The organism is Cyclobacterium salsum (assembly GCF_010119245.1).
GTDB lineage: Bacteria > Bacteroidota > Bacteroidia > Cytophagales > Cyclobacteriaceae > Cyclobacterium > Cyclobacterium salsum.
Map to the genome: position 1 here is coordinate 220,662 of NZ_WNKG01000003.1, position 19,504 is coordinate 240,165.

Genomic DNA, 19,504 nt, shown 5'->3' on the forward strand with positions numbered 1-19,504 from the left:
CTTTTTCGTGATCCTTACGCGCACGCTTCGATTCAGATTGCTTCGCTGGCGCTACCGATGACGCGCAAACGGTAGGGTCTGATCCTACTTTTTAAATAAAAAAAAGGAGAAAAGTTGTTATTTTATTTTGAACGAGTAAATTTGTTACTCTATGCCTGTGGCTTACCTGGCGAAGCTGTAAAAGCACCTGGGGCCGGTTTCAATCCGTCGCTACTTTATTGGATTTTGTGTCCGGTTATTTGTTTTTCACTCCTTTAATACCTTTCCATTTACTGCTACTTCCTTTGCTGGATTCACTAATTACCTCCAAGACCAGGATTAAATTGCTGGTTAAATTTTTCTCAAATGCCGGCAACCGGGGTTATCTCAGAGGTCTGGCCGAAGAATTTAAGGAATCTACCAATTCGGTACGGGTGGAGCTGAACCGGCTTTCCGAAGCGGGCCTTTTGCACTGGCAAAACAACGGCAAAACCAAAAGTTACCAGGCCAACGAAGCCCACCCCCTATACCAGGAGATTCGCAGCATTGTGAGCAAGTACCTGGGCTTTGATGACCTGATTGAGCAGGTGGTAAATAATTTGGGTAACGTAAAGAAAGCCATCATTCTGGGCGACTATGCCGAAGGGAAGGACAGTGGAACGATTGAGCTACTGCTTGTGGGCGAAGCGATCAATGCGGAATACCTGGCGTTTTTAATTCAAAAAACAGAGGAAAAGATCCAGCGAAAATTGCAAATAGAAATAAGAGAAACAATGCCTTTGGAAGCATTATCCGGTTTGGTGGTTTTCGAAAAAGAAGTTCAGTGAAAGCAGAACCGGGAATTTTCCTTTCGGTGATCGTGCCGGTGTTTCAATCAGCCTCCAGTCTGAGGGAATTGATCCGGAGGCTTCGGGAGGTAATGGTCGGCATCAGCTCTCAGGTAGAATTGATCCTGGTGGATGATCGCAGCCTGGACAGCAGTTGGGAGATCATCCAGGAAGCTGCTGTCAATGAAAGATTTATCAAAGGCATTCGGCTAAGCCGGAATTTCGGACAACACCAGGCCATTGCGGCCGGCTTGGATGCGGCAGCCGGTGAATGGACGGTGGTCATGGATGCCGACTTGCAGGATTTGCCGGAGGAAATTCCCCACCTGCTGAGTAAGGCCCAGCATGGTTATGATGTGGTTTTGGCCAGAAGGGTCCGAAGGAAGGATTCCTGGGGAAAGAAATGGGGATCGAAACTATTTTACAACGTATTCTCCTATATGAGTGGCTTGTCACACGATCCGGCCGTCGGAAACTTCGGGATATACCATAAACGGGTAATCGATGAATTGGTACAGATGCGGGAGTCTTTCCGGTATTTTCCTGCCATGGTAAATTGGTTGGGTTTTCGCCAGGGCACCTTTGACGTGGCTCATGGAAATTCAGTCAGCGGAGATTCCAATTACGTCTTCCGGACTAAATTTCACCTGGGATTGAATACCTTATTGGCATTTTCGGATAAGCCCCTTCGCCTTACCGTAAAATTGGGTTTTTTAATTGCTTCTATTGGGTTTATATTTGCGTTGGTCACCTTGATTCGGTATTTTTCCGGAAGCATTGTGGTGCCGGGGTATGCCAGCCTGATCGTATCTATTTGGGTATTGGCAGGCCTAATCCTGATGACCATGGGTCTGGTAGGGCTGTATGTGGGAAGGATCTTTGAAGGTGTCAAAAACCGGCCTGTATATGTCGTAGATCAACGAACCTGATATGATACAATTTTTACCCTTCGACTCCTCGCTTTTTGGCTACCGTGTAGGCAAACTTTCCCTGGAAAAGTCGCTGCCCGATTTGGCCCGTGTGCAATCCCAGGCAATCGATTACGAATTGGTTTACGTGATGGGGAAACCCGGCCTGGTCAAAATGGGAGGTTGGCCGCCCATCAGCACCCGGATAGACCTGGTAAAAGGCATTCGAAAAGCTGATCTGGAGTTGGAATCTGATGAATTGGATAACATTTGCATTAGTGAACAAGACCTTTCCGTCTCCCTCTCTGCTGCCGATCAGCATCAATTACGAGAACTGGTACTTAGCAGTGGGCAATGGTCCCGATTCCGGCAGGATCCCCTTTTGGCCAATCAGGAATACGAGAAGCTTTACAGCACCTGGTGGGAAACCATCACCCGCCAAAATCACCGGGTCATGGTGGCCAGAAAAGGCAAGCGATTATTGGGATTTATTACCTTCCGCATGCTCAGGGGAAGGGCCTATGTAGATCTTTTTGCCGTGGAAGGGAAATCCCAGGGAACAGGAATCGGAAAGAGCTTGATGAACCGGGTTTTTCAGGAGGTGTATGCCAAAGGCCTGGCGCAGGTGGGGCTTTCTACCCAAAAGGCCAATGAACGGGCCATGGACTTTTACGGTAGCGCAGGTTTTCAGCCCGTGAAAGAAACGCTGATTGCCCACTGGCGCCCGGGAAATCCTAAATGACACCGAATAATAGTTGATCGATCAACCAAACAACAGGATTCAGGTAAAAGCCTATACGACGGAGCTTGCCGGAGACTGGCAGGAAGTACTGCAAGGGGCACCGAATGCTACCCTGATGCACCAACGGTCTTTTCTGGCCTACCATGGGAACCGATTTCAGGACGCTTCAGTGCTTATTTATTCCAAAAACCGGCCGGTAGCGGTCTTTGCCGCCCATAGGGAAGAAAAGGAAGTGTATTCGCATCAGGGGCTTAGTTATGCAGGGCTGATCCATAAGCCCTGTTCATTTGATCAGGAATTGCAATTGTATCTTCAACTACTGCGCTACTACGAGGAACAGGGAGTCCACCAGCTCCGGATCAAGGCAACGCCTTCTTTTTATGGAACTGGGTTTCAGGAATCCCTGTCCTATATCATGCAGTTGGCAAATGCCGAAACCAGCCAAATGGAATTGTCCCTGGCCATACCATTGCCCCTAAAGGTCAGACACAAGGGTCGGAAGGCAACGATTCGCCAGGCATCAAAATCCGGATTGGAAATTAGCGAGGAAGAGGATTTGGGTGTGTTTTGGGATAAACTGCTGGTACCTAATTTGCAAAACCGCTATCAAAAAAAGCCTACCCACGGCAAGGATCAAATGCGTTATTTAAAGGCCCGGCATCCTGAAACTATCCGGCAATTTACGGTGTACAGGGAGGGAGTTCCGCTGGCAGGTGCCACGGTTTATTTTACACCCAATTGTTTGCATACCCAGTATCTGGCCACCAATGAAGCAGGCAGGAAGGCACATGCTCTGGATTGGTTGATCCATTACCTGTGCACCACCCAGGCGGAGGGTAGGAAGTACCTGGATTTTGGTCATTCGAATGAGTGTGGAGGAAAAAAAATCAACCGGCAGCTTTTTCGCTGGAAGGAAAGTTTTGGTGCCCAAACCTTTGTACATGCCCACTACAGCCTGGCCCCGGCAGCCTGGCGACGGTTGGATCAAGTGTATGACTGGAAAAGTGGGCTAACGGATGCCTAAAAGGTCAGCCATTAGCCCGGAGAGAAGGCAGGAATTGAAGGTCAAAAATGCCTGCTATGTCATTACGTGTTTTGAAAATGAATTTCTATGCAAGGACCATCCAAATGGTCGTTGTGAGCGGGGGTTTTTTTCGCTTTTTCTACAAGTATTGTATGGAATGGCTTTTGCAAAAAAATATGACTTGCCTTACAGGGTAGATTTTTCTAATGTGCAGTATGCCTACAATGGGAATGAGGACAGCGATCGAATCAATTTTTGGGAAGCATTGATGGTACAGAGAAGTCCTTCTCCGGGATTTAATCCCATTGTTAATCTCCGGTATGAAACGCATCCCTTGAGAATATGGAATCGCCATTTTATACGCTCGCTTCACCAAACACTTCGATCGGAAATCCGGCTTCAGGATAAGTTGCTTGAAAAAGTTAATGCCATAAAGGAAAGGTTCAAGGGATTTAAAATACTAGGTTTGCATGCAAGGCGTACCGATCATGCTACGGAAGTGCCCCCTGTTAGTGAGCGGGTACTGATAAATACAATTGAAAAAAGAATACCAGCTTTTGACCGCATATTTGTAGCAACGGATGATGCAGCTTTTTTGGAAATGCTGAAAACCAGGTTTCCACAAAAAGTCCTGGCCCATGATTTTATTCGCTCGGCTAACCAAAAGGCTATACACGATCATGGCGGTAGCTCAAATGGAATTCTTTTGGGAGAACAAGCCCTTTTGGATTGCCTGTCGCTTTCCTTTTGTCAGGAGCTGATTCTTTCGCCATCCAACTTATCCTATGCGGCGCTGGTGTTTCAACCGGAAACTCCTTACACCCTGGCCGAAAGCAATGCAGCCGCCTGGTCCCGGCGAAAAACCCTGCTGGCCTATCGGTTAAACCAATGGGGAATCCGAAAGTGGTAATGAATGATTGACATCTACCCCTATATAGCATCCATTCCTGCCAACTGCCCCCGATGTGGCGGCGAAAGTAAGGATATCGGTGAACTGTTTTTTCAGGGAACGCATGTGTTAGCCGAACAGCACTGCAGTGATTGCGGGCTTGATTTTTATGCGACGCTGCCGATTGGGCACGCAGCTCTTTACCCCGTTGCCTTTAGCAAGGATGGAAAGTTTTGCCATTACAACCGGCAGGAAGGGTCCTGGATGGCCTTGCCCCTGATACGCTCCTTTCAGGAAGATGCTGGCGCAGAGGTGGAAATAGCACTATTACAGCCAAATCCCGGAGGAGAGCTGTTGCTGGTCAATTGCCTGGACAGTTGTTTCGGGCATGTTTTTACCAAACTCTGGAATGTGTATTTACTTAAAAAACAATATCCCTTTAAAACCCTTGCGGTACTGTTACCGGCTCGCTGCCGTTGGTTGCTCACCGATGCGGAAGTAGAGATCTGGTCGGTGGACCTGCCGTTGGAGGAGTTGGGAAAAGGGGTGCCGGGGCTGGATGTCTGGGTAAAGGAACAGTCTAGACGCTTTGCTTCCGTGGCCCTGAGTGAAGTGCCGGTGCATCCTCCGCTGGAGAGATTGGATATTGAGGAGATATTGCAAGCCCGTCCTTTTGCCTTGGAGGCGTTTGAGTCTCAACCGCTGCAGCTTACATTTATCTGGCGTTCCGACCGATTTTGGCTAAACAGCCGCCTGCTGGATTTCTTGCACAAGGCCTCCATCAAATTTGGGTTTCAGGGTCGGGTGCAGGGACTACTGTGCTACCGGCAGGCCAGTTTACTGGGCCGGTTGCTTCGAAAGCTCCGGAAATCCCTACCGGAAGCGCGTTTTGTGCTGACGGGGCTCGGAAAGGAGGGAAGGCTTCCCTCAGGATGGAAGGACGAGCGAGTGGAGGTAATCGACGAAGGAGTAGAACGAACCTGGAATGAGCTTTACCGGCATAGTCAGTTGGTTATGGGGGTACATGGCTCCCATATGTTAATACCCACCGCCTTGGCAGCCGGTTTTGTAGAGATCCTGCCCCGGCACAAGCTGCCTCATTTGACGGAGGACATTGGCCGGCAGCACAGCGGCCGTCTGGGTGCTTTTCTGGGTAGGTTTGTGGATGAGTTTTCTTCTTCCAGTTTGGTTGCCGGACATGTGGTAAGTATGGTGAAGGGGTTTGGACGGGTTTATGGGGAGCTTAATATGGCAGTTCGGAGGGAGCAAAAAGCCGTAGGGGTTGAAATGGAAGCATTGAATTAATGCTAGATTTATTGCTGGTGTCAGAAAACTGGAAGTTCCACTTGCTGATGTCGGTATTGTAAGTGCGATACGAAGTAATAAGAGTTTCCAAAAAAACCACCGCAATTTACGGGTCTTCAAGGAAGCTATCTGTTAGCTGAGATTTGAGTCCTTTATTTTAATTGCCAATATCCGTCAAGTATAAAGTGATCCAAAAAATTAAGACCTTTCTAAAAAACACATCACCGATTTTTCTAATGGATATTTACCGGTCATTCCGGAAGAAAAAGAAGCTGGATATAGATGGCCTTAGTACTGAGGAAGTATTTTTAAAGATATATAAAGAAAAGTTTTGGGTGTTTGGGGAAAGTGTTTCAGGAACAGGTTCAGACACAAATCAGACCAATGTCATTATTCCTGAAATGGAAAAGTTATTCCAGGAGTTGGAAGTGAAATCGATTTTAGATGCTCCCTGTGGGGATTTCAACTGGATGAATCAGGTGAATCTTGCAGAGATAGATTATTTGGGAATCGATATTGTAGAAGACCTGATACATTTTAATAGGTCAAAAAATTGGAATAAACGGAGTGTTAAATTCAAAACAGGAAATATTATTACAGATGATTTACCAAGGGTTGATTTGATACTGTGTAGAGATTGTCTGGTTCATTTTTCCTTTGCAGATATCAAAAAAACCTTGGTTAATTTTAAAAAATCAGGATCAAAATACCTATTGACCACTAGTTTTACAAGCCATGCAACCAACCAGGAAATCCAAACTGGATATTGGAGGCCTTTAAACTTGCAAAAATCACCCTTTAATTTCCCCCCACCCGTCAAAACAATTAATGAAAAGTGTATGGAAGGAGGAGGAAAGCATAGGGATAAGATGCTTCTAGCGTGGGAATTAAAGAATCTGACTATCTAATTTGTAGCATATTCAAGGAAATTAAAATTTAATCCTGCTGTCTTATTGCAAATCCCATTTCAAAATTGGTCGCCGACTAGGTATTTATTTTCAATTTGCTAAAAGTGAATTTTTATTTATTCTACAAGTCGTATGTCCAATGGTTATAGGTAAAGGCCGTGATTAAAATTGATTTTACCGTTCTTTCAGTTGAAATGAATTTCTGACTTAAAATCAAGAATGAAACAAGGCATTACTAATACTATTTTTAAAATAAGGAGAAGTAAGCTATATCAAAGATTCAAATATTTTTATTTGAGTAGAAAGCCATTTTTAAGGTATTTTTTCAATAAATCAAAGAGAGACAATCTTTTGGGAGAAAAGCCTGTTTTTATTTATAATCATATTCCTAAGTGTGGTGGGACAAGTTTTAACGTCATACTTAATGATTTTTTTTCCGTAATTAATGATTATCCTCCTCATGAGTTAGAGTTTGAATGCCATATTGATTTTTTAGAAAGCCTTAAAGTACATGAGAAAGAAACACCAGATTATTTAGAGTTAAAACCTTTTCAGGCCATGTCAGGTCACTATTTTTATAACGAAATTTTTCTAAGCAATAGGTTTGAAGGGATATACGAATGTCCCAGAGTGAAATTAATTTCATTTTTGAGGGACCCATTAACTCATCGCATTTCTTTGTATTCCTTCGGAAAAAAAAAGGGGCATTCTTATGTTAAAGGAATAGAGTTAAAGGATTACATTTTGGGAGAAAAAAACTATTATTCAAAATTATTAGAGTGTGATATCAATAATTACAAAGAGAGATTGGACAATTATTTTTTTATCGGAATAATGGAAGAATTTAATAGGTCAATTGAATTATTGTCTGAAAAATTGCGAATTAAAGTAAATAGATCAATTCCAAATATTAATAGATCAAATTCTGAAAAGTATTATGGGATGCTTTCAGAAGAAATAAAGCAAGAATTCAAGAGTTCAAATCATCTTGATTATTTAATATATGAATATTCATTAAAATTATTTAATAGATAAATTATATTTATATATTAATTTATGTCAATAACTATATATAAAATAAATAGGATGGACTTTTTGACACTAACATAAATTGCTAATTAATTTGAAAAAAGTAGATCAATTTCTCAGGGATAAGATCCTACCTGTTTTTTCAAATAAATTGGATGGAAGACAAATCAGAAGGGTTAAGAACTTTGGAAAGCGTTTGTTGACCTTTCACAAAAGGGATGATTTGACATTTTTGGCGCAAATTTATGGCACCGACAAATGGGGAGAACATTGGTACACGCCTCATTATGATTTCCACTTCAAGTCATATCGTAAACAGAAAATCAACCTGTTGGAGATTGGCGTTGGGGGATATGATAAACCTTTAAGTGGTGGATCTTCCTTACGCATGTGGAAGCGCTACTTTCCAAAGGCCACTATTTTTTCATTTGATATCTATGACAAAAAGCCACATGAGGAGTCCCGGATCAGAATTTTTCAGGGCAGTCAGGTAGATCCCGAATTTTTGGATGGTATTTGTGCGGAAATAGGAGGCTTGGATATTATCATTGACGATGGAAGTCACCTCAATGAACATGTGCTGTTTACCTTCCATCACCTGTTTCCAAAACTCAAAATGGGAGGAATCTATGTGGTAGAAGATACACAGACGTCCTATTGGGAACACTATGGGGGCCAATTAGAGGAACGAAATAATTCTGATTCTATCATGGGTTACTTCAAATCCCTAGTCGATGGTTTGAATCATTCGGAGTTTAAAAACAAGGATTACCAGCCCACCTACTATGATTTGAACATCATTTCCATCCATTTTTACCATAACTTAATTTTTATTTACAAAGGAGAAAATAACGAGATTTCTAATCTCAATAAAAATCTTTAAACCAAATATGAATTGAACTTTAAGCATTTTCTTTTTACCAGATTCAATGTTCAGTACCTCGAAATGGTGCCTTATAATCTCGGACTGGATCCTGAGGTATGGCTTGAAGGAAGGATTGAATTGTTTTTTGATTTTTGCTATCGAAGTGTCAAAAATCAAACGAGTAAAGGTTTTCAATGGCACGTGTTTTTTGATTCCCGAACTTCCCGGCATTTTATTGATAGCATTGCAGGCCAGGATACGGATGGCATTATTACATTTCATTATACAGATCACTGGAAGAAATTGGATGCGGAGATACTGCAAATTTTGGAGGGGGCAAAAAACCAATGCGATATCCTGATATCCACAAGGTTAGATGGGGATGATGCTGTTTCAGCTGACTTTATCGGTTCGATTCAGTCTGAGGTCATGAAACTGATAACCGAAACACCCTATGCCATCAACTGCTCCAATGGCGTAATTCTGGATACCCAATCAGGGATTTATTATCAGAAGAAAATGCACAGCAATCCTTTTATCTCCTTGGTGCAAAATAGTGCTGCGCTAGATATTTCTATTTTCAAATTGGAGCATCAGACCATTTCAGGAGAAATCAAGACCATTGAACTCGATAGGCCAAAAATGTGGCTGCAGGTAGTTCATGGGCGAAATCTTGTCAACAAATCATCAGGTCTACCGCTTGCCAAAAATATCGGACCGCATTTTAATATTTCATGGGAGGTCAATAATTCCAATCCCAAGTCGGGTAAATTATTCAAAGCTTACATCAAATACCTTAGGGTCAGGGCCAACAATCTAAAATTTAAAGTCAACAGTGCATTTGGAAAAGGAGCCGAATACCTGTATTGGAAGGCAAAGCAGTAATTTTAAATCATGGTAAATATACTCAGGTATTATTTCAGAAAATTTAAGGGCTATATCCGCGCCAATGAATACATTTATTACCCCAAGGATTTTTTTTCAGATGTGGATCATATGGATGATATTTTCAATAAGATTCATTCAAAAAACACCTGGGGGTCAACCGAGAGTGCATCGGGTAGGGGTTCAGAGATACGGCATACAAAAACTTTATTAAGAAAGCTTGACAGATTGACCAAAGACCTTGGCGTGAAAAGTATGTTGGATGCCCCTTGCGGAGATTTTAATTGGATGAAACATTTGGATAGAACAGGGATTTCCTATATCGGAATGGATATCGTGGAAGATTTGATTGGTTCATTGAATGTCAAATATGCCCAAGATTCCCAAGTGACTTTTAAGGCCGGAAATATCATCGCAGGTGGATTGCCTCAGGTGGATTTGATATTTTGCAGGGACTGTTTGGTTCATTTTTCATTTGAAGATATCCATCAGTCCCTGTCAAACTTTAAGAAATCAGGTTCAACGTATTTACTTACCACTTCCTATACAGACAGAGGGGTTAACCGTGATATTCAAACAGGTGGCTGGAGGCCAATCAATCTCGAAAAGGAACCTTTTAACCTTCCCAGGCCACTTAAGATAGTCCATGAAAATAATTTAGATGATCACGGTATGTATTTCGACAAATGTATGGCTTTGTGGAAATTGTCTGATATCAAAATTTAGTCTAAGATTTAATGACAAAAGTCAGTGTAATTGAACCTTCCAAAGGCTGGAAGGTAGTAGATGTAGGAGAGTTATGGAGGTACAAGGATCTGTTGTATTTTCTGACGGTCAGAGGGATTAAAGGAAGGTATGCTCAATCTGTTCTGGGAGTGGGTTGGGCCATTATTCAGCCCTTGTTTACCACGTTAGTATTTACAGTAGTTTTTGGCGGCTTGGCTAAGGTGGATTCTGATGGCATGCCCTATATTCTATTTTCCTATTTGGCTTTATGGCCCTGGAATTATTTCTCAGGAACCCTCTCTGAGTCCGCCAATAGCCTGGTTACCAATGCTAGTATGATTACCAAAGTCTATTTCCCCAGGTTGATTCTACCTTTGGCGGCTATCTTTTCCAAACTCTTAGATTTTCTTATATCCTTTTTAGTGCTTCTGGGCTTATTGATCTATTTTCAAGTTATGCCGGGATGGAACCTGATATTTTTGCCCTTGCTCTTGGTGCAGTTGCTGATGGCCTCATTAGGAATTGGAATGGTGCTTTCGGCGATGGCGGTTCAATACAGGGATGTAAAATACGCCCTGACATTTGTGGTGCAGTTGTTACTGTATCTGGCTCCTGTGGTGTACAGTACCACTGCGGTACCCGAACATTGGCAGTTTGTCTATTCCCTCAATCCCATGGTGGGGGTGATAGAAGGCATACGTGCTATGTTTCTTTCCAGGCCCATGCCTTGGGAAAGGATATGGCCTGGGGCAATTGTGGCTATGACAGTTTTTGTTTTTGGCTTGTTTTATTTCCGCCGTATGGAAAAGGTGTTTGCTGATGTTGCTTAACCTAACCCACTCACCTAAAGAGAGAGGGGGAGAGCCCTAAAACTATTTTTTATAAAAATTGAAAAAGGTAACAACGATTGCAGTGAATAGCATGAATTCCTTACTGGTTTTACTCTTGGGAACGGTATTCTGGTCCACCTTTATGGGGTAGGAAGATTTAGGGATATGCATCACAAAGCTTCACTGTAAATTTTTCGAAGGGCCAAAGAGCTGAGAGAGCGTATGACTCCAGCTGAACAAATTCTTTGATAAAAATTGAAAGCAAGGCAAATAAATGGTTTGCATTTTAGAAGGCAGCATCCCATTTCTAAATATATTGTTGATTTCTATTGCCATACAATTCAACTGGTTATTGAACTCGATGGTGAAATTCATCAAAAGAGGGATCAAAAAGAAAGAGATAAAGAAGAGATGAAGATTTGAGCAAACTTGGATTACACATCCACAGATTTTCAAACCAACAGGTACTTGATGAACTACCTTCTATTTTAATCAGAATCCTAAATAAAATTGAACATCTTAGACGAATTAGCCAATAGCAGTATAATTTATTTTAAGATGAAACTAAATCATACCAAAACACTAAACACCCCTTTAGGGGCTAGGGGGTAAAATGTCAGATACCATAATCAAAGTAGAAAACATCTCCAAACGCTACCGCATAGGCTTGCAGGAAAAAAAGGCGGATACTTTTGCCCAGCAGATGGTCAATGTACTGAAATATCCTATTGACAACTTTAAAAAGATTAAGAGCCTAGGTAAGTTTCAGGGAGAACCATCCCTAACGGGAGGCAGGGAGGAGGAAGGTGTTCATTGGGCACTGAAGGATGTAAGCTTTGAGGTGAAGCAAGGAGAGGTACTAGGAATCATCGGCAAAAATGGTGCGGGAAAATCTACCTTATTAAAGATACTTTCCAAAATCACCGAACCTACTTCTGGCAGGATAGAAATGTATGGCAGGGTAGCAGCCTTGCTGGAAGTAGGGACCGGATTTCACCCTGAATTGACAGGACGAGAAAATATCTATATGAACGGTACTATCCTCGGGATGACCAAAAAGGAAATAGATCGGAAACTAGAGGAAATTATAGATTTCTCCGGGGTTGAGAAGTATGTGGATACTCCTGTTAAGTTTTATTCTTCAGGTATGCGGGTCAGGTTGGGATTTTCGGTTGCTGCTCATTTGGACCCTGAGATTCTAATTATCGATGAAGTTCTGGCGGTTGGAGATTTTGAATTTCAAAAAAGGTGTTTGGGGAAAATGGAAGAAGTTGCGGGAGGCGGTAGAACGGTGCTATTTGTAAGCCATAATATGGGTGCTGTGAAAGAGCTTTGTCATAATGCTTTAATTTTAGAAAAAGGAAAAGTTGTGAAATATGGGACTTCTGAATTAATGGTTGCAAATTATTATAATAGAGATCAAACTATAGAAATTGGAAAACCGAAAGTAGAAGATTACCATCAAAGAACCTTTAAAGGTTCAGAAGTATTAATTCATGATATAAAATTCAAGGAATTTGGTGAAAATATACCGGTAATTCCTATGCATTCAAATTTAGAGCTTATTTTAGTGGTAGAGTCTAAAATAGAATTTAGAGGTGCAAATTTTAATTTTAGAATCGGCAATGAAGAAGGCTTGAATTTAGGAGGAAGGTTCAGCTTGGATGATGGTTTCAAAGTTGATTTGTACCCTGGAATCAATGAGTTTTCCCTTAATTTATTTGAAATTCCATTAACTCAAGGAAAATACTTTATCACCTTTGGTGTCAATCAATCTGAAAATACGATCGCATGGGATATTATTAAAGATTACCCCTTGTTTGAAATAATTAATGATAATCAATTCAACTTTTTTGAAAATAGGCCTTGGGGTATTAATCATTTTAAAGTTGATTGGAGAAAAGTAGATAAAAATGAATCGATTTATGGAATTGAGCAGGATAAAAGAATACTATGATTTGCATTCGAAAAGAAAGATCGAAGATTTCGTAAATGGAAACCCTAGAGTCGAAAGAGCTTATCAGGAAATAAAAACTTGGTTTGTAAATAACCCTAAAGATGTACTGGAAATCGGATGTGGTATTGGTACAGTAGCAAATAGGCTAGCTAAAATATTCCCAGATACTAATTTTAATGCATTTGATATAAGCCCCAAGTCAATAGAAATTGCTAAACTTCTGTTTCAAAATCGAAACTTAAATTATTACTTAGCAAATGAAATCAATGAGGTATTTTTTCCGCAAGATCAAGTTTTTGATATCATTTATTTGATCGATGTTTTTGAGCACCTTCAAGATGAATCTAGGACAATCCTATGTGATTTTATAAATACTAGATTAGCAGTTGAAGGTGTTGTTTTTATGAGTTGCCCGACTCCCTCTCATCAAAATTGGTTGAAAAATAACAAGCCAGAGGGTATTCAGCCGGTAGATTTTGATATACACTTAGATGATTTGATAAATTTTGGAAATAAAATAGGTAGAAGAGTCTTATATTATAAAGAAATAAGCGTTTGGAATGAAGGAGATTATTTACATGTAGTTCTTGGAACTAGATCATTAGCAAATAGAGTAAAACCAAATAATCTAGAAAGAAAAGTAGGTTTAAAAGAGGCATTTTCAAACAAAATAAATTCTTTTTTAAAAAAATCTCAATCGGAAAGGAATGATAGGATAAGACATATTTCTCAAATCCTTCCGGATTTTAGGATTTAATAGGTGGATTTGCGTGCTTATTAAAAGCCAATAGTTTATTTTGCAATACTTTTAGAATTAATGAAAAAAACAAAAATATGCTTCACTTCTCCGATGTATTCGGTTTATTCTGAAACATTTATTCAGAACTTAAAAATGGGAATCGAAGGTGAAATATTTCATTGTTTTGGAGGAATGTTTCCTAACCAGTCGGAGGATCGGGAGTTGGTTAACTATCTAAAACCCGAACTGCATCACAGAATTCTTAAAAGACTTGGATTTTTACGGAAGCCTCTTGATCAGCTTTATTTAAGTGATTATATAAAAACGAAAAAAATTGATTTGATTTTTGCTAATTACGGACCGGCCGGTGCAAGAATGGTTCCTGTTGCAAAAGGTCTTGGAATTCCATTAATTGTTCATTTCCATGGTTTTGATGCATCTGTTAAGGAAATAATTTCAAATAATAGGGAGCCGTATATTGAATTATTTAAAACGGCTAAATCGATCATAGTCGTATCTGAAACTATGAAACAAGATTTGGTCAATCTTGGGGCAAATGAAAACAAAATAAAAAAAATTATTTATGCACCAAATTCTAAGTTTTTAAATATTTCACCTGATTATCACTCCAAACAAATCGTCGCAATTGGTAGATTCGTTGAGAAAAAGGCACCCTATTTGACTTTAATGGCATATAAATTAGCCAAAGAAAAGTGTCCCGAACTAAAAATAAAATTTATAGGGGATGGTCCATTACTTTCTATCTGCAAAGATTTAGCTGAATCCTTGCATATCAAAGACGTTTCATTCACAGGGGTACTTAACTTGAATGAAATTCACAATGTGATCACAAATTCCTTTTGTTTTATTCAGCATAGTAAAAAGGCATTTAATGGAGATAAGGAAGGGACTCCTGTTTCAATTTTAGAGGCGATGGCATCTGGGTTGCCAATTATTAGCACCAACCATGCTGGAATTCCTGAAGTGGTCATTGATGGACAAAATGGTTTTATTGTTGAAGAAGGCGACATAGAGACGATGGCTGAAAAAATGATTCAATTATTCAATGATAGGAAATTGGCTAAAGTATTTGGGGAAAAAGGAAGATCCAATATTGAACAAAATCACAATTCGACTGACTATTTTAGAAAAATAAATGCATTAATAATTGATTGCGTAAATGCATAATCCCCTCGTCTCTATCCTAATCCCCAACTACAACAAATCCCCTTATCTCAGGGAAACTTTGGATTCGGTATTACAACAGACTTATACCAATTGGGAATGTATTCTTGTGGATGACCACAGTACTGATGATTCTTGGAAGATTTTGGAGGAATATGCAAACTTGGATACTAGGTTCAAAATTTTTAAAAGACCCGAGAATCGGCAAAATGGTGGAAATGCAGCTAGGAATTTTGGTTTTGAATTGTCTCAAGGAGAATTTATAAATTGGTTGGACTCAGACGATGTAATTAATATAGAATTTATTACTGAAAAAATCTCCACCTTTGAAATACATCCGAATTTAGACTATGTCCTGAGTAATATTTATAAATTTCAGTTATCAATAAATGAGAAAATACCTATTTATGATTCTAATGATGACAAGAAATTTTTTGTAAACTTTGGAGGCACCAATAGGATTTTTCAAACTCCTATGGCATTGTACAAGAAAAGCTTCTTGAACACATTTGATTATTTGTTTGATGAAGAAATAATTGCTGTTCAAGACATGGAATTTCATGTAAGAGTAATGTTAAAGTCATTAAACTATAGGGTTAATCTCAAATCAATTGTTTTTTGGAGAATAAATGAGGGCTCCAAAACTACCTCCTTTATTAACAACTCCTATTGTGAAAAATATAAGAAATCATATCCGGCATTTAAGAAAATTTTTTTAAGTATTCAAGATAAAAATATAATTGACAAGAAAGCTGAATTATTTTTTCAAAATGTCTTTAATGACATGTTGTTGAATTTACCTTTTTGTTCATCTATATATTGGGATATATTTTTTTTTGCAGCAAAACATAGACTTTTTAAAGGAAAATATCAAGCTTTGAGAATTTTTGGCATTAGGATTCTTAAATCCGTCAAACTGATTTGATACCTAAGGTTATCCATTATTGTTGGTTTGGCCCCAATCAGATGACTGACCTGGAAAAGGACTGTATTAGGAGCTGGAAAAAATGGCTGCCCGATTTTACCCTTAAATGCTGGAATGAGGATAATTTTGATGTTACTTTATTTGAATTTACCAGAGAAGCCTATGGCTTAAAGAAATATGCATTTGTCTCGGATGTTTGCAGGTTAAAGGTTCTCTACAGTGAAGGAGGGATATATTTGGATACCGATATGTTATTGGTTCAAAAAGTGGATAGTTTACTTACCTACGATTTTTTTATTGGGGAGCAAAAGCAGCGGAGTTTAAATGCAGCTATTATCGGGGCGGAAGCAAAACATCCCCTTATCCTAGAACTTCTTGATGGATATAGGCAACTTACATTTGACTATAATGCCCCAATGGATATACCGACCTACCTGAATGCTAGACTGAAAAAAGAGGGAATCAAGGTATTTTCTCCTGAGTATTTTTATCCACTGCCCTATACTAAAAGAGGAAGAGCGATAGAAGATTATATTCGACCTGAAACAATAACGGTCCATCTTTGGAACCATAGTTGGAAACAGGAACGGGATTACCTACATGATAAAAACTTCAGCATGGCACTGAAACAGTATCTTCAACGCTGTCTAACTTCTCCTCAGAGCATTTGGAAAGATGCTTTTTTGTTGGATTTTACGAAATACTTTCTGGCGGATAAATTTGAATCTGTTTATCGACGGTATAAAAAAATGTAAATGAGGATTGATCAAGATCTGGAGGTATTTAAACAAACCGTGTTGTCTAAATCAGAAAAACTTTTTGTGCTATCCACTTATTTTTCTTCTAAACAGGACCCTGTGCGGGGAGGGTATCAGGATTCGGATAACTTTGGATATATCGAAAACTGGTACCATTCTGTCCTGGAACATGGGCTTTGGGCGGTGGTATTTTATGATAAGTTAAGCGCTGGCTTTATAGAAAGGTATCAAACCGAAAAAATTATATTTATCAAATGTCGATTAGGTGGGATGTCCCTAAATGATGAGCGGTTTTTTATCTACAAGGAATTTATTCCCCATCTACCTGAAAACGCGTATGTGCTCACTACCGATATCAATGATGTTGTTATAAATAAAAATCCTTTGTCATTATTACAGCGATCACCCGATAAATTGTTTTTAGGAAGAGGAAATCGGAGGGTCTGGAAAAACGGCATTTGGCTTCTGAGCTCTTTAAAACAATTCAGCAATAAATATAATCAGTCCCTACCCATCAGCTTTTTTCATTATCCGGTATTTAATCCGGGTACCATAGGTGGAAGAAAAGAAAAGGTAACGGAATTGTTTACAAAAATGATCCAAGTGTTTCAAGTCTTAGGAGATGACAAAAATTACGATATGCCTGTTTTCAACTATGTGCTGAAAGAATATTATTATCCTAAGACCAATAGGGTTGACGGGAAAATACCTTTTGGATTGGCCTGGAATTTTTGGTTTTACGCTTATCGGATTCAGCGTAAACTTGAATCCGAATACAAAAAGGAAAAATATGACCTTGTCACCCATCAGGAATCCGTGGTGGAAAATAATAAAATAGTTGCAGGTTATCCCTTTGTCAGTATGTTTAGTTGGTACGAGAATCCCTCAGAAGCTTATTTGATCCATAAATGAAGAAAATCAAAAACTACTTTCACCACCATTTGGCAAGGCCTCTCTATCAAATATTGAGACCATTTCAAGCTGTTTTCAATCTGAAGAAAAGGACTTTTTTTGATAAGTTTAAAATAAAAACCAAAGATGGGGTAAGCTTTTGGTTGTACAACAATGCTTTTTTTTGGGAAACTGAGATGTTTTGGACTGGTTTTGAAAATTTCGACTATGAGCGAAAAACCAGAGAAGTTTGGTGCGAATTGGCTGAAAAATCAAAAGTCATATTAGATATAGGTTCCAATACAGGATGGTTTTCGATGATGGCCATGGCAAATAATCCTCAAGCAGAAATCCATGCCTTCGAACCTCAGCCAAATGTATTCGAAGTACTGAAAAAAAATAACGATATCAATGGATTTGGAATTACCTGTAATCCAATTGCGCTTTCGGATAAACCAGGAAAATTTCCTTTTTATAATACTGGTTCTGAAACTTTTATATCCAAAAACACCAACCATGGTAGTCTCAATAAAGAATGGAGAACTGAAAAACAATATGCTATCGAAGTTGAGGTCAAGCGATTGGATGAATATTGGGGTTATAAATCCAAAAAGATTGATCTGATAAAAATAGATGTAGAAACTTTCGAATACCAAGTTCTGAAAGGTTATGGGAAATTATTGTTTGACCATAGGCCTATCATCATTCTGGAAATTCAAGATGGTTTGATTGGGAAGAACATTTTAAATCTTGTGCAGGATTATCAATTTGAATTTTTTCATATAGATGAAAAATTGGGGTTAAGAAAAGTACCTGCCTTGGGTACATATGCCGATGATATTCATCGGAATTATTTAATTTGTCATGAGGAAAAAACCAATTTGATTTCAAAATTCATTACCAAAGCATAAGTGAAGATTCTTATCATTCCTTCTTGGTACCCCACACCCAAGCAACCTTTGAGAGGTTCGTTTTTTCAGGAACAGGCACAATTTCTTCAGGGAAAAGAAGGAATAGATTTTCAAGTGCTTTATGGAGAGAAAAAATCAAATCCATTGATTCGTTGGATTTGGATATTCATTCAATCTTGGTTGAAGCCTATCTGGCCAATTTCTACAGAAAAAGTCAAACAAGGTCCACAGGCTTATGGATTTGACTTTCCTGCGAACAGAAGGATTCCTGATAAGCTTCAAATCCAATTTGAACAGCGTATTTTTCTTAAAGCTTACCGAAGCTTGGTCCTATCAGGTTGGGTACCTAACTTGATTCATGGACAAAGTGGGATGGATGCAGGCATCTATGCCCACCATATTAGTCAGGAAACCAATGTACCTTTTGTGATTATGGAACATCAGGTATTTGTATTTCACTACAATTCTAAAATGCGTTCTACCTTGATTATGAATGCATTTCAATCGGCCCAAAAAACTGCCGCGGTGAGTTGGGATGAACGAAGGCAAGTCTTGATGAACCAACCCCATTGCAATCCGGAGGTGATCTGGAATTTGGTCGATGAAGATCAATATGTGATTGATTTAACTAAAAGAAGCAAGGAATTCACGGTCATTACACTTCTTAATTCACTTCCGATCAAAGGTTCAGAAGATTTTATGGAGGCCATGGCAATTGTGCTTCAATCCGATCCGGGGATCCGCTTTATCATGATTGGAAAAAGTGCTAATGAAAAATCATCCAATCCACATGAAAATCTGTTTGTCAGAAAAAGTAAAGAATTGGGAATTTTTGAAAAAGGAGAATTTATTCCTGTTGTACCGAGAGATCAAATTTCTGATGTCTTAAACCAAGCCCATTTGTTTGTTTCACCTAGTATTCAAGAACCTCATGGAATTGCTGTAAGGGAAGCAATGATGTGTGGTTTGCCAATAGTCAGTACGGCCAATGGAGGGGTGGAAGACAGTGTTAATTCCGATACAGGATTGGTAGTACCTGTCAAACAACCTGAGGCAATGGCATCGGCCATTATGTATGTGAGAAACAATTATTCCAGTTACCATCCTGATCGGATTAGGGAATTGGCCATCAGTCAATGTGGTAAAAAGGCTTTTTTAATATCAATGTTGGAATTTTACCAAATCGAAAATCGGTAAGGTGCGGAAAAAACCAAAATTAAG

Annotated in this window: 21 protein-coding genes; all 21 read left to right on the forward strand. The window is 39.4% G+C overall.

Features of this window, described 5'->3' with window-relative positions; translation table 11 throughout:
* The first annotated feature begins 284 nt into the window (after positions 1–284).
* The 21 genes from GJS45_RS06325 to GJS45_RS06425 all read left to right on the forward strand — a co-directional run bounded on the left by GJS45_RS06325 (position 285) and on the right by GJS45_RS06425 (position 19,480).
* Positions 285–806: an ArsR family transcriptional regulator gene (locus tag GJS45_RS06325; RefSeq protein ID WP_162340632.1), complete on the forward strand. Its 522-nt coding sequence runs from the start codon at positions 285–287 to the stop codon at positions 804–806.
* Positions 803–1,735 (forward strand): glycosyltransferase family 2 protein, encoded by a 933-nt coding sequence (locus GJS45_RS06330; RefSeq protein WP_235954643.1) that lies wholly within the window; start codon positions 803–805, stop codon positions 1,733–1,735. Before GJS45_RS06325 ends, GJS45_RS06330 begins: the two co-directional genes overlap by 4 nt.
* Position 1,736: 1 nt before the next feature.
* The gene (locus GJS45_RS06335; protein WP_162340633.1) at positions 1,737–2,456 is read left to right on the forward strand and encodes a GNAT family N-acetyltransferase; all 720 of its coding nucleotides are present in this window, start codon (positions 1,737–1,739) and stop codon (positions 2,454–2,456) included.
* A 13-nt stretch (positions 2,457–2,469) separates the two neighbouring features.
* Positions 2,470–3,480, forward strand: a complete 1,011-nt coding sequence (locus GJS45_RS06340; protein ID WP_162340634.1) for a GNAT family N-acetyltransferase — start codon at positions 2,470–2,472, stop codon at positions 3,478–3,480.
* A complete protein-coding gene (locus GJS45_RS06345) occupies positions 3,473–4,390 on the forward strand; it encodes an O-fucosyltransferase family protein (protein WP_162340635.1) in 918 nt (305 codons plus the stop codon). The genes GJS45_RS06340 and GJS45_RS06345 overlap by 8 nt, the downstream gene beginning before the upstream one ends.
* A 3-nt stretch (positions 4,391–4,393) precedes the next feature.
* Entirely contained in the window at positions 4,394–5,674 is a 1,281-nt protein-coding gene (locus GJS45_RS06350; protein WP_162340636.1) for a hypothetical protein, read from the forward strand.
* Between the two features lie 236 nt (positions 5,675–5,910).
* The gene (locus GJS45_RS06355) at positions 5,911–6,582 is read left to right on the forward strand and encodes a class I SAM-dependent methyltransferase (protein ID WP_235954645.1); all 672 of its coding nucleotides are present in this window, start codon (positions 5,911–5,913) and stop codon (positions 6,580–6,582) included.
* A 219-nt stretch (positions 6,583–6,801) separates the two neighbouring features.
* Complete coding sequence (locus tag GJS45_RS06360; RefSeq protein WP_162340637.1) at positions 6,802–7,617, forward strand: sulfotransferase family 2 domain-containing protein; 816 nt, start codon at positions 6,802–6,804, stop codon at positions 7,615–7,617.
* Between the two features lie 88 nt (positions 7,618–7,705).
* Entirely contained in the window at positions 7,706–8,494 is a 789-nt protein-coding gene (locus GJS45_RS06365) for a class I SAM-dependent methyltransferase (RefSeq protein ID WP_162340638.1), read from the forward strand.
* A gap of 12 nt (positions 8,495–8,506) precedes the next feature.
* Positions 8,507–9,361, forward strand: a complete 855-nt coding sequence (locus GJS45_RS06370; protein WP_162340639.1) for a glycosyltransferase — start codon at positions 8,507–8,509, stop codon at positions 9,359–9,361.
* Positions 9,362–9,370: 9 nt separating this feature from the next.
* Positions 9,371–10,087 carry a class I SAM-dependent methyltransferase gene (locus GJS45_RS06375; RefSeq protein WP_162340640.1) on the forward strand — a complete coding sequence of 239 codons (717 nt, stop codon included), beginning with the start codon at positions 9,371–9,373 and terminating at the stop codon, positions 10,085–10,087.
* A gap of 11 nt (positions 10,088–10,098) precedes the next feature.
* Positions 10,099–10,917 carry an ABC transporter permease gene (locus GJS45_RS06380; RefSeq protein WP_162340641.1) on the forward strand — a complete coding sequence of 273 codons (819 nt, stop codon included), beginning with the start codon at positions 10,099–10,101 and terminating at the stop codon, positions 10,915–10,917.
* A 255-nt stretch (positions 10,918–11,172) separates the two neighbouring features.
* Entirely contained in the window at positions 11,173–11,340 is a 168-nt protein-coding gene (locus tag GJS45_RS23805; RefSeq protein ID WP_235954647.1) for an endonuclease domain-containing protein, read from the forward strand.
* Between the two features lie 190 nt (positions 11,341–11,530).
* Positions 11,531–12,874 carry an ABC transporter ATP-binding protein gene (locus tag GJS45_RS06390; protein WP_162340642.1) on the forward strand — a complete coding sequence of 448 codons (1,344 nt, stop codon included), beginning with the start codon at positions 11,531–11,533 and terminating at the stop codon, positions 12,872–12,874.
* On the forward strand, positions 12,843–13,631 hold the full coding sequence (locus GJS45_RS06395; RefSeq protein ID WP_162340643.1) for a class I SAM-dependent methyltransferase: 789 nt from the start codon (positions 12,843–12,845) through the stop codon (positions 13,629–13,631). The genes GJS45_RS06390 and GJS45_RS06395 overlap by 32 nt, the downstream gene beginning before the upstream one ends.
* Positions 13,632–13,691: 60 nt before the next feature.
* A complete protein-coding gene (locus tag GJS45_RS06400) occupies positions 13,692–14,801 on the forward strand; it encodes a glycosyltransferase (protein ID WP_162340644.1) in 1,110 nt (369 codons plus the stop codon).
* A complete protein-coding gene (locus tag GJS45_RS06405; RefSeq protein WP_162340645.1) occupies positions 14,794–15,723 on the forward strand; it encodes a glycosyltransferase family 2 protein in 930 nt (309 codons plus the stop codon). The genes GJS45_RS06400 and GJS45_RS06405 overlap by 8 nt, the downstream gene beginning before the upstream one ends.
* Positions 15,720–16,478 carry a glycosyltransferase gene (locus GJS45_RS06410; RefSeq protein WP_162340646.1) on the forward strand — a complete coding sequence of 253 codons (759 nt, stop codon included), beginning with the start codon at positions 15,720–15,722 and terminating at the stop codon, positions 16,476–16,478. Before GJS45_RS06405 ends, GJS45_RS06410 begins: the two co-directional genes overlap by 4 nt.
* Positions 16,479–17,393, forward strand: a complete 915-nt coding sequence (locus tag GJS45_RS06415) for a hypothetical protein (protein WP_162340647.1) — start codon at positions 16,479–16,481, stop codon at positions 17,391–17,393. It begins immediately after the preceding gene.
* A complete protein-coding gene (locus tag GJS45_RS06420; RefSeq protein ID WP_162340648.1) occupies positions 17,390–18,283 on the forward strand; it encodes an FkbM family methyltransferase in 894 nt (297 codons plus the stop codon). The genes GJS45_RS06415 and GJS45_RS06420 overlap by 4 nt, the downstream gene beginning before the upstream one ends.
* Positions 18,284–19,480: a glycosyltransferase gene (locus tag GJS45_RS06425; RefSeq protein WP_162340649.1), complete on the forward strand. Its 1,197-nt coding sequence runs from the start codon at positions 18,284–18,286 to the stop codon at positions 19,478–19,480. It begins immediately after the preceding gene.
* The last annotated feature ends 24 nt before the right edge of the window (positions 19,481–19,504 follow it).

What these genes read in the sequence shown, in the direction of transcription:
- GJS45_RS06400 (WP_162340644.1), top strand. Translation starts at nt 13,692, where the DNA reads ATGAAAAAAACAAAAATATGCTTCACTTCTCCGATGTATTCGGTTTAT.
- GJS45_RS06360 (WP_162340637.1), top strand. Translation starts at nt 6,802, where the DNA reads ATGAAACAAGGCATTACTAATACTATTTTTAAAATAAGGAGAAGTAAG.
- GJS45_RS06345 (WP_162340635.1), top strand. Translation starts at nt 3,473, where the DNA reads ATGCCTAAAAGGTCAGCCATTAGCCCGGAGAGAAGGCAGGAATTGAAG.
- GJS45_RS06395 (WP_162340643.1), top strand. Translation starts at nt 12,843, where the DNA reads ATGGAATTGAGCAGGATAAAAGAATACTATGATTTGCATTCGAAAAGA.
- GJS45_RS06405 (WP_162340645.1), top strand. Translation starts at nt 14,794, where the DNA reads ATGCATAATCCCCTCGTCTCTATCCTAATCCCCAACTACAACAAATCC.
- GJS45_RS06335 (WP_162340633.1), top strand. Translation starts at nt 1,737, where the DNA reads ATGATACAATTTTTACCCTTCGACTCCTCGCTTTTTGGCTACCGTGTA.
- GJS45_RS06380 (WP_162340641.1), top strand. Translation starts at nt 10,099, where the DNA reads ATGACAAAAGTCAGTGTAATTGAACCTTCCAAAGGCTGGAAGGTAGTA.
- GJS45_RS06375 (WP_162340640.1), top strand. Translation starts at nt 9,371, where the DNA reads ATGGTAAATATACTCAGGTATTATTTCAGAAAATTTAAGGGCTATATC.
- GJS45_RS06355 (WP_235954645.1), top strand. Translation starts at nt 5,911, where the DNA reads ATGGATATTTACCGGTCATTCCGGAAGAAAAAGAAGCTGGATATAGAT.
- GJS45_RS06415 (WP_162340647.1), top strand. Translation starts at nt 16,479, where the DNA reads ATGAGGATTGATCAAGATCTGGAGGTATTTAAACAAACCGTGTTGTCT.
- GJS45_RS06420 (WP_162340648.1), top strand. Translation starts at nt 17,390, where the DNA reads ATGAAGAAAATCAAAAACTACTTTCACCACCATTTGGCAAGGCCTCTC.
- GJS45_RS06350 (WP_162340636.1), top strand. Translation starts at nt 4,394, where the DNA reads ATGATTGACATCTACCCCTATATAGCATCCATTCCTGCCAACTGCCCC.
- GJS45_RS06390 (WP_162340642.1), top strand. Translation starts at nt 11,531, where the DNA reads ATGTCAGATACCATAATCAAAGTAGAAAACATCTCCAAACGCTACCGC.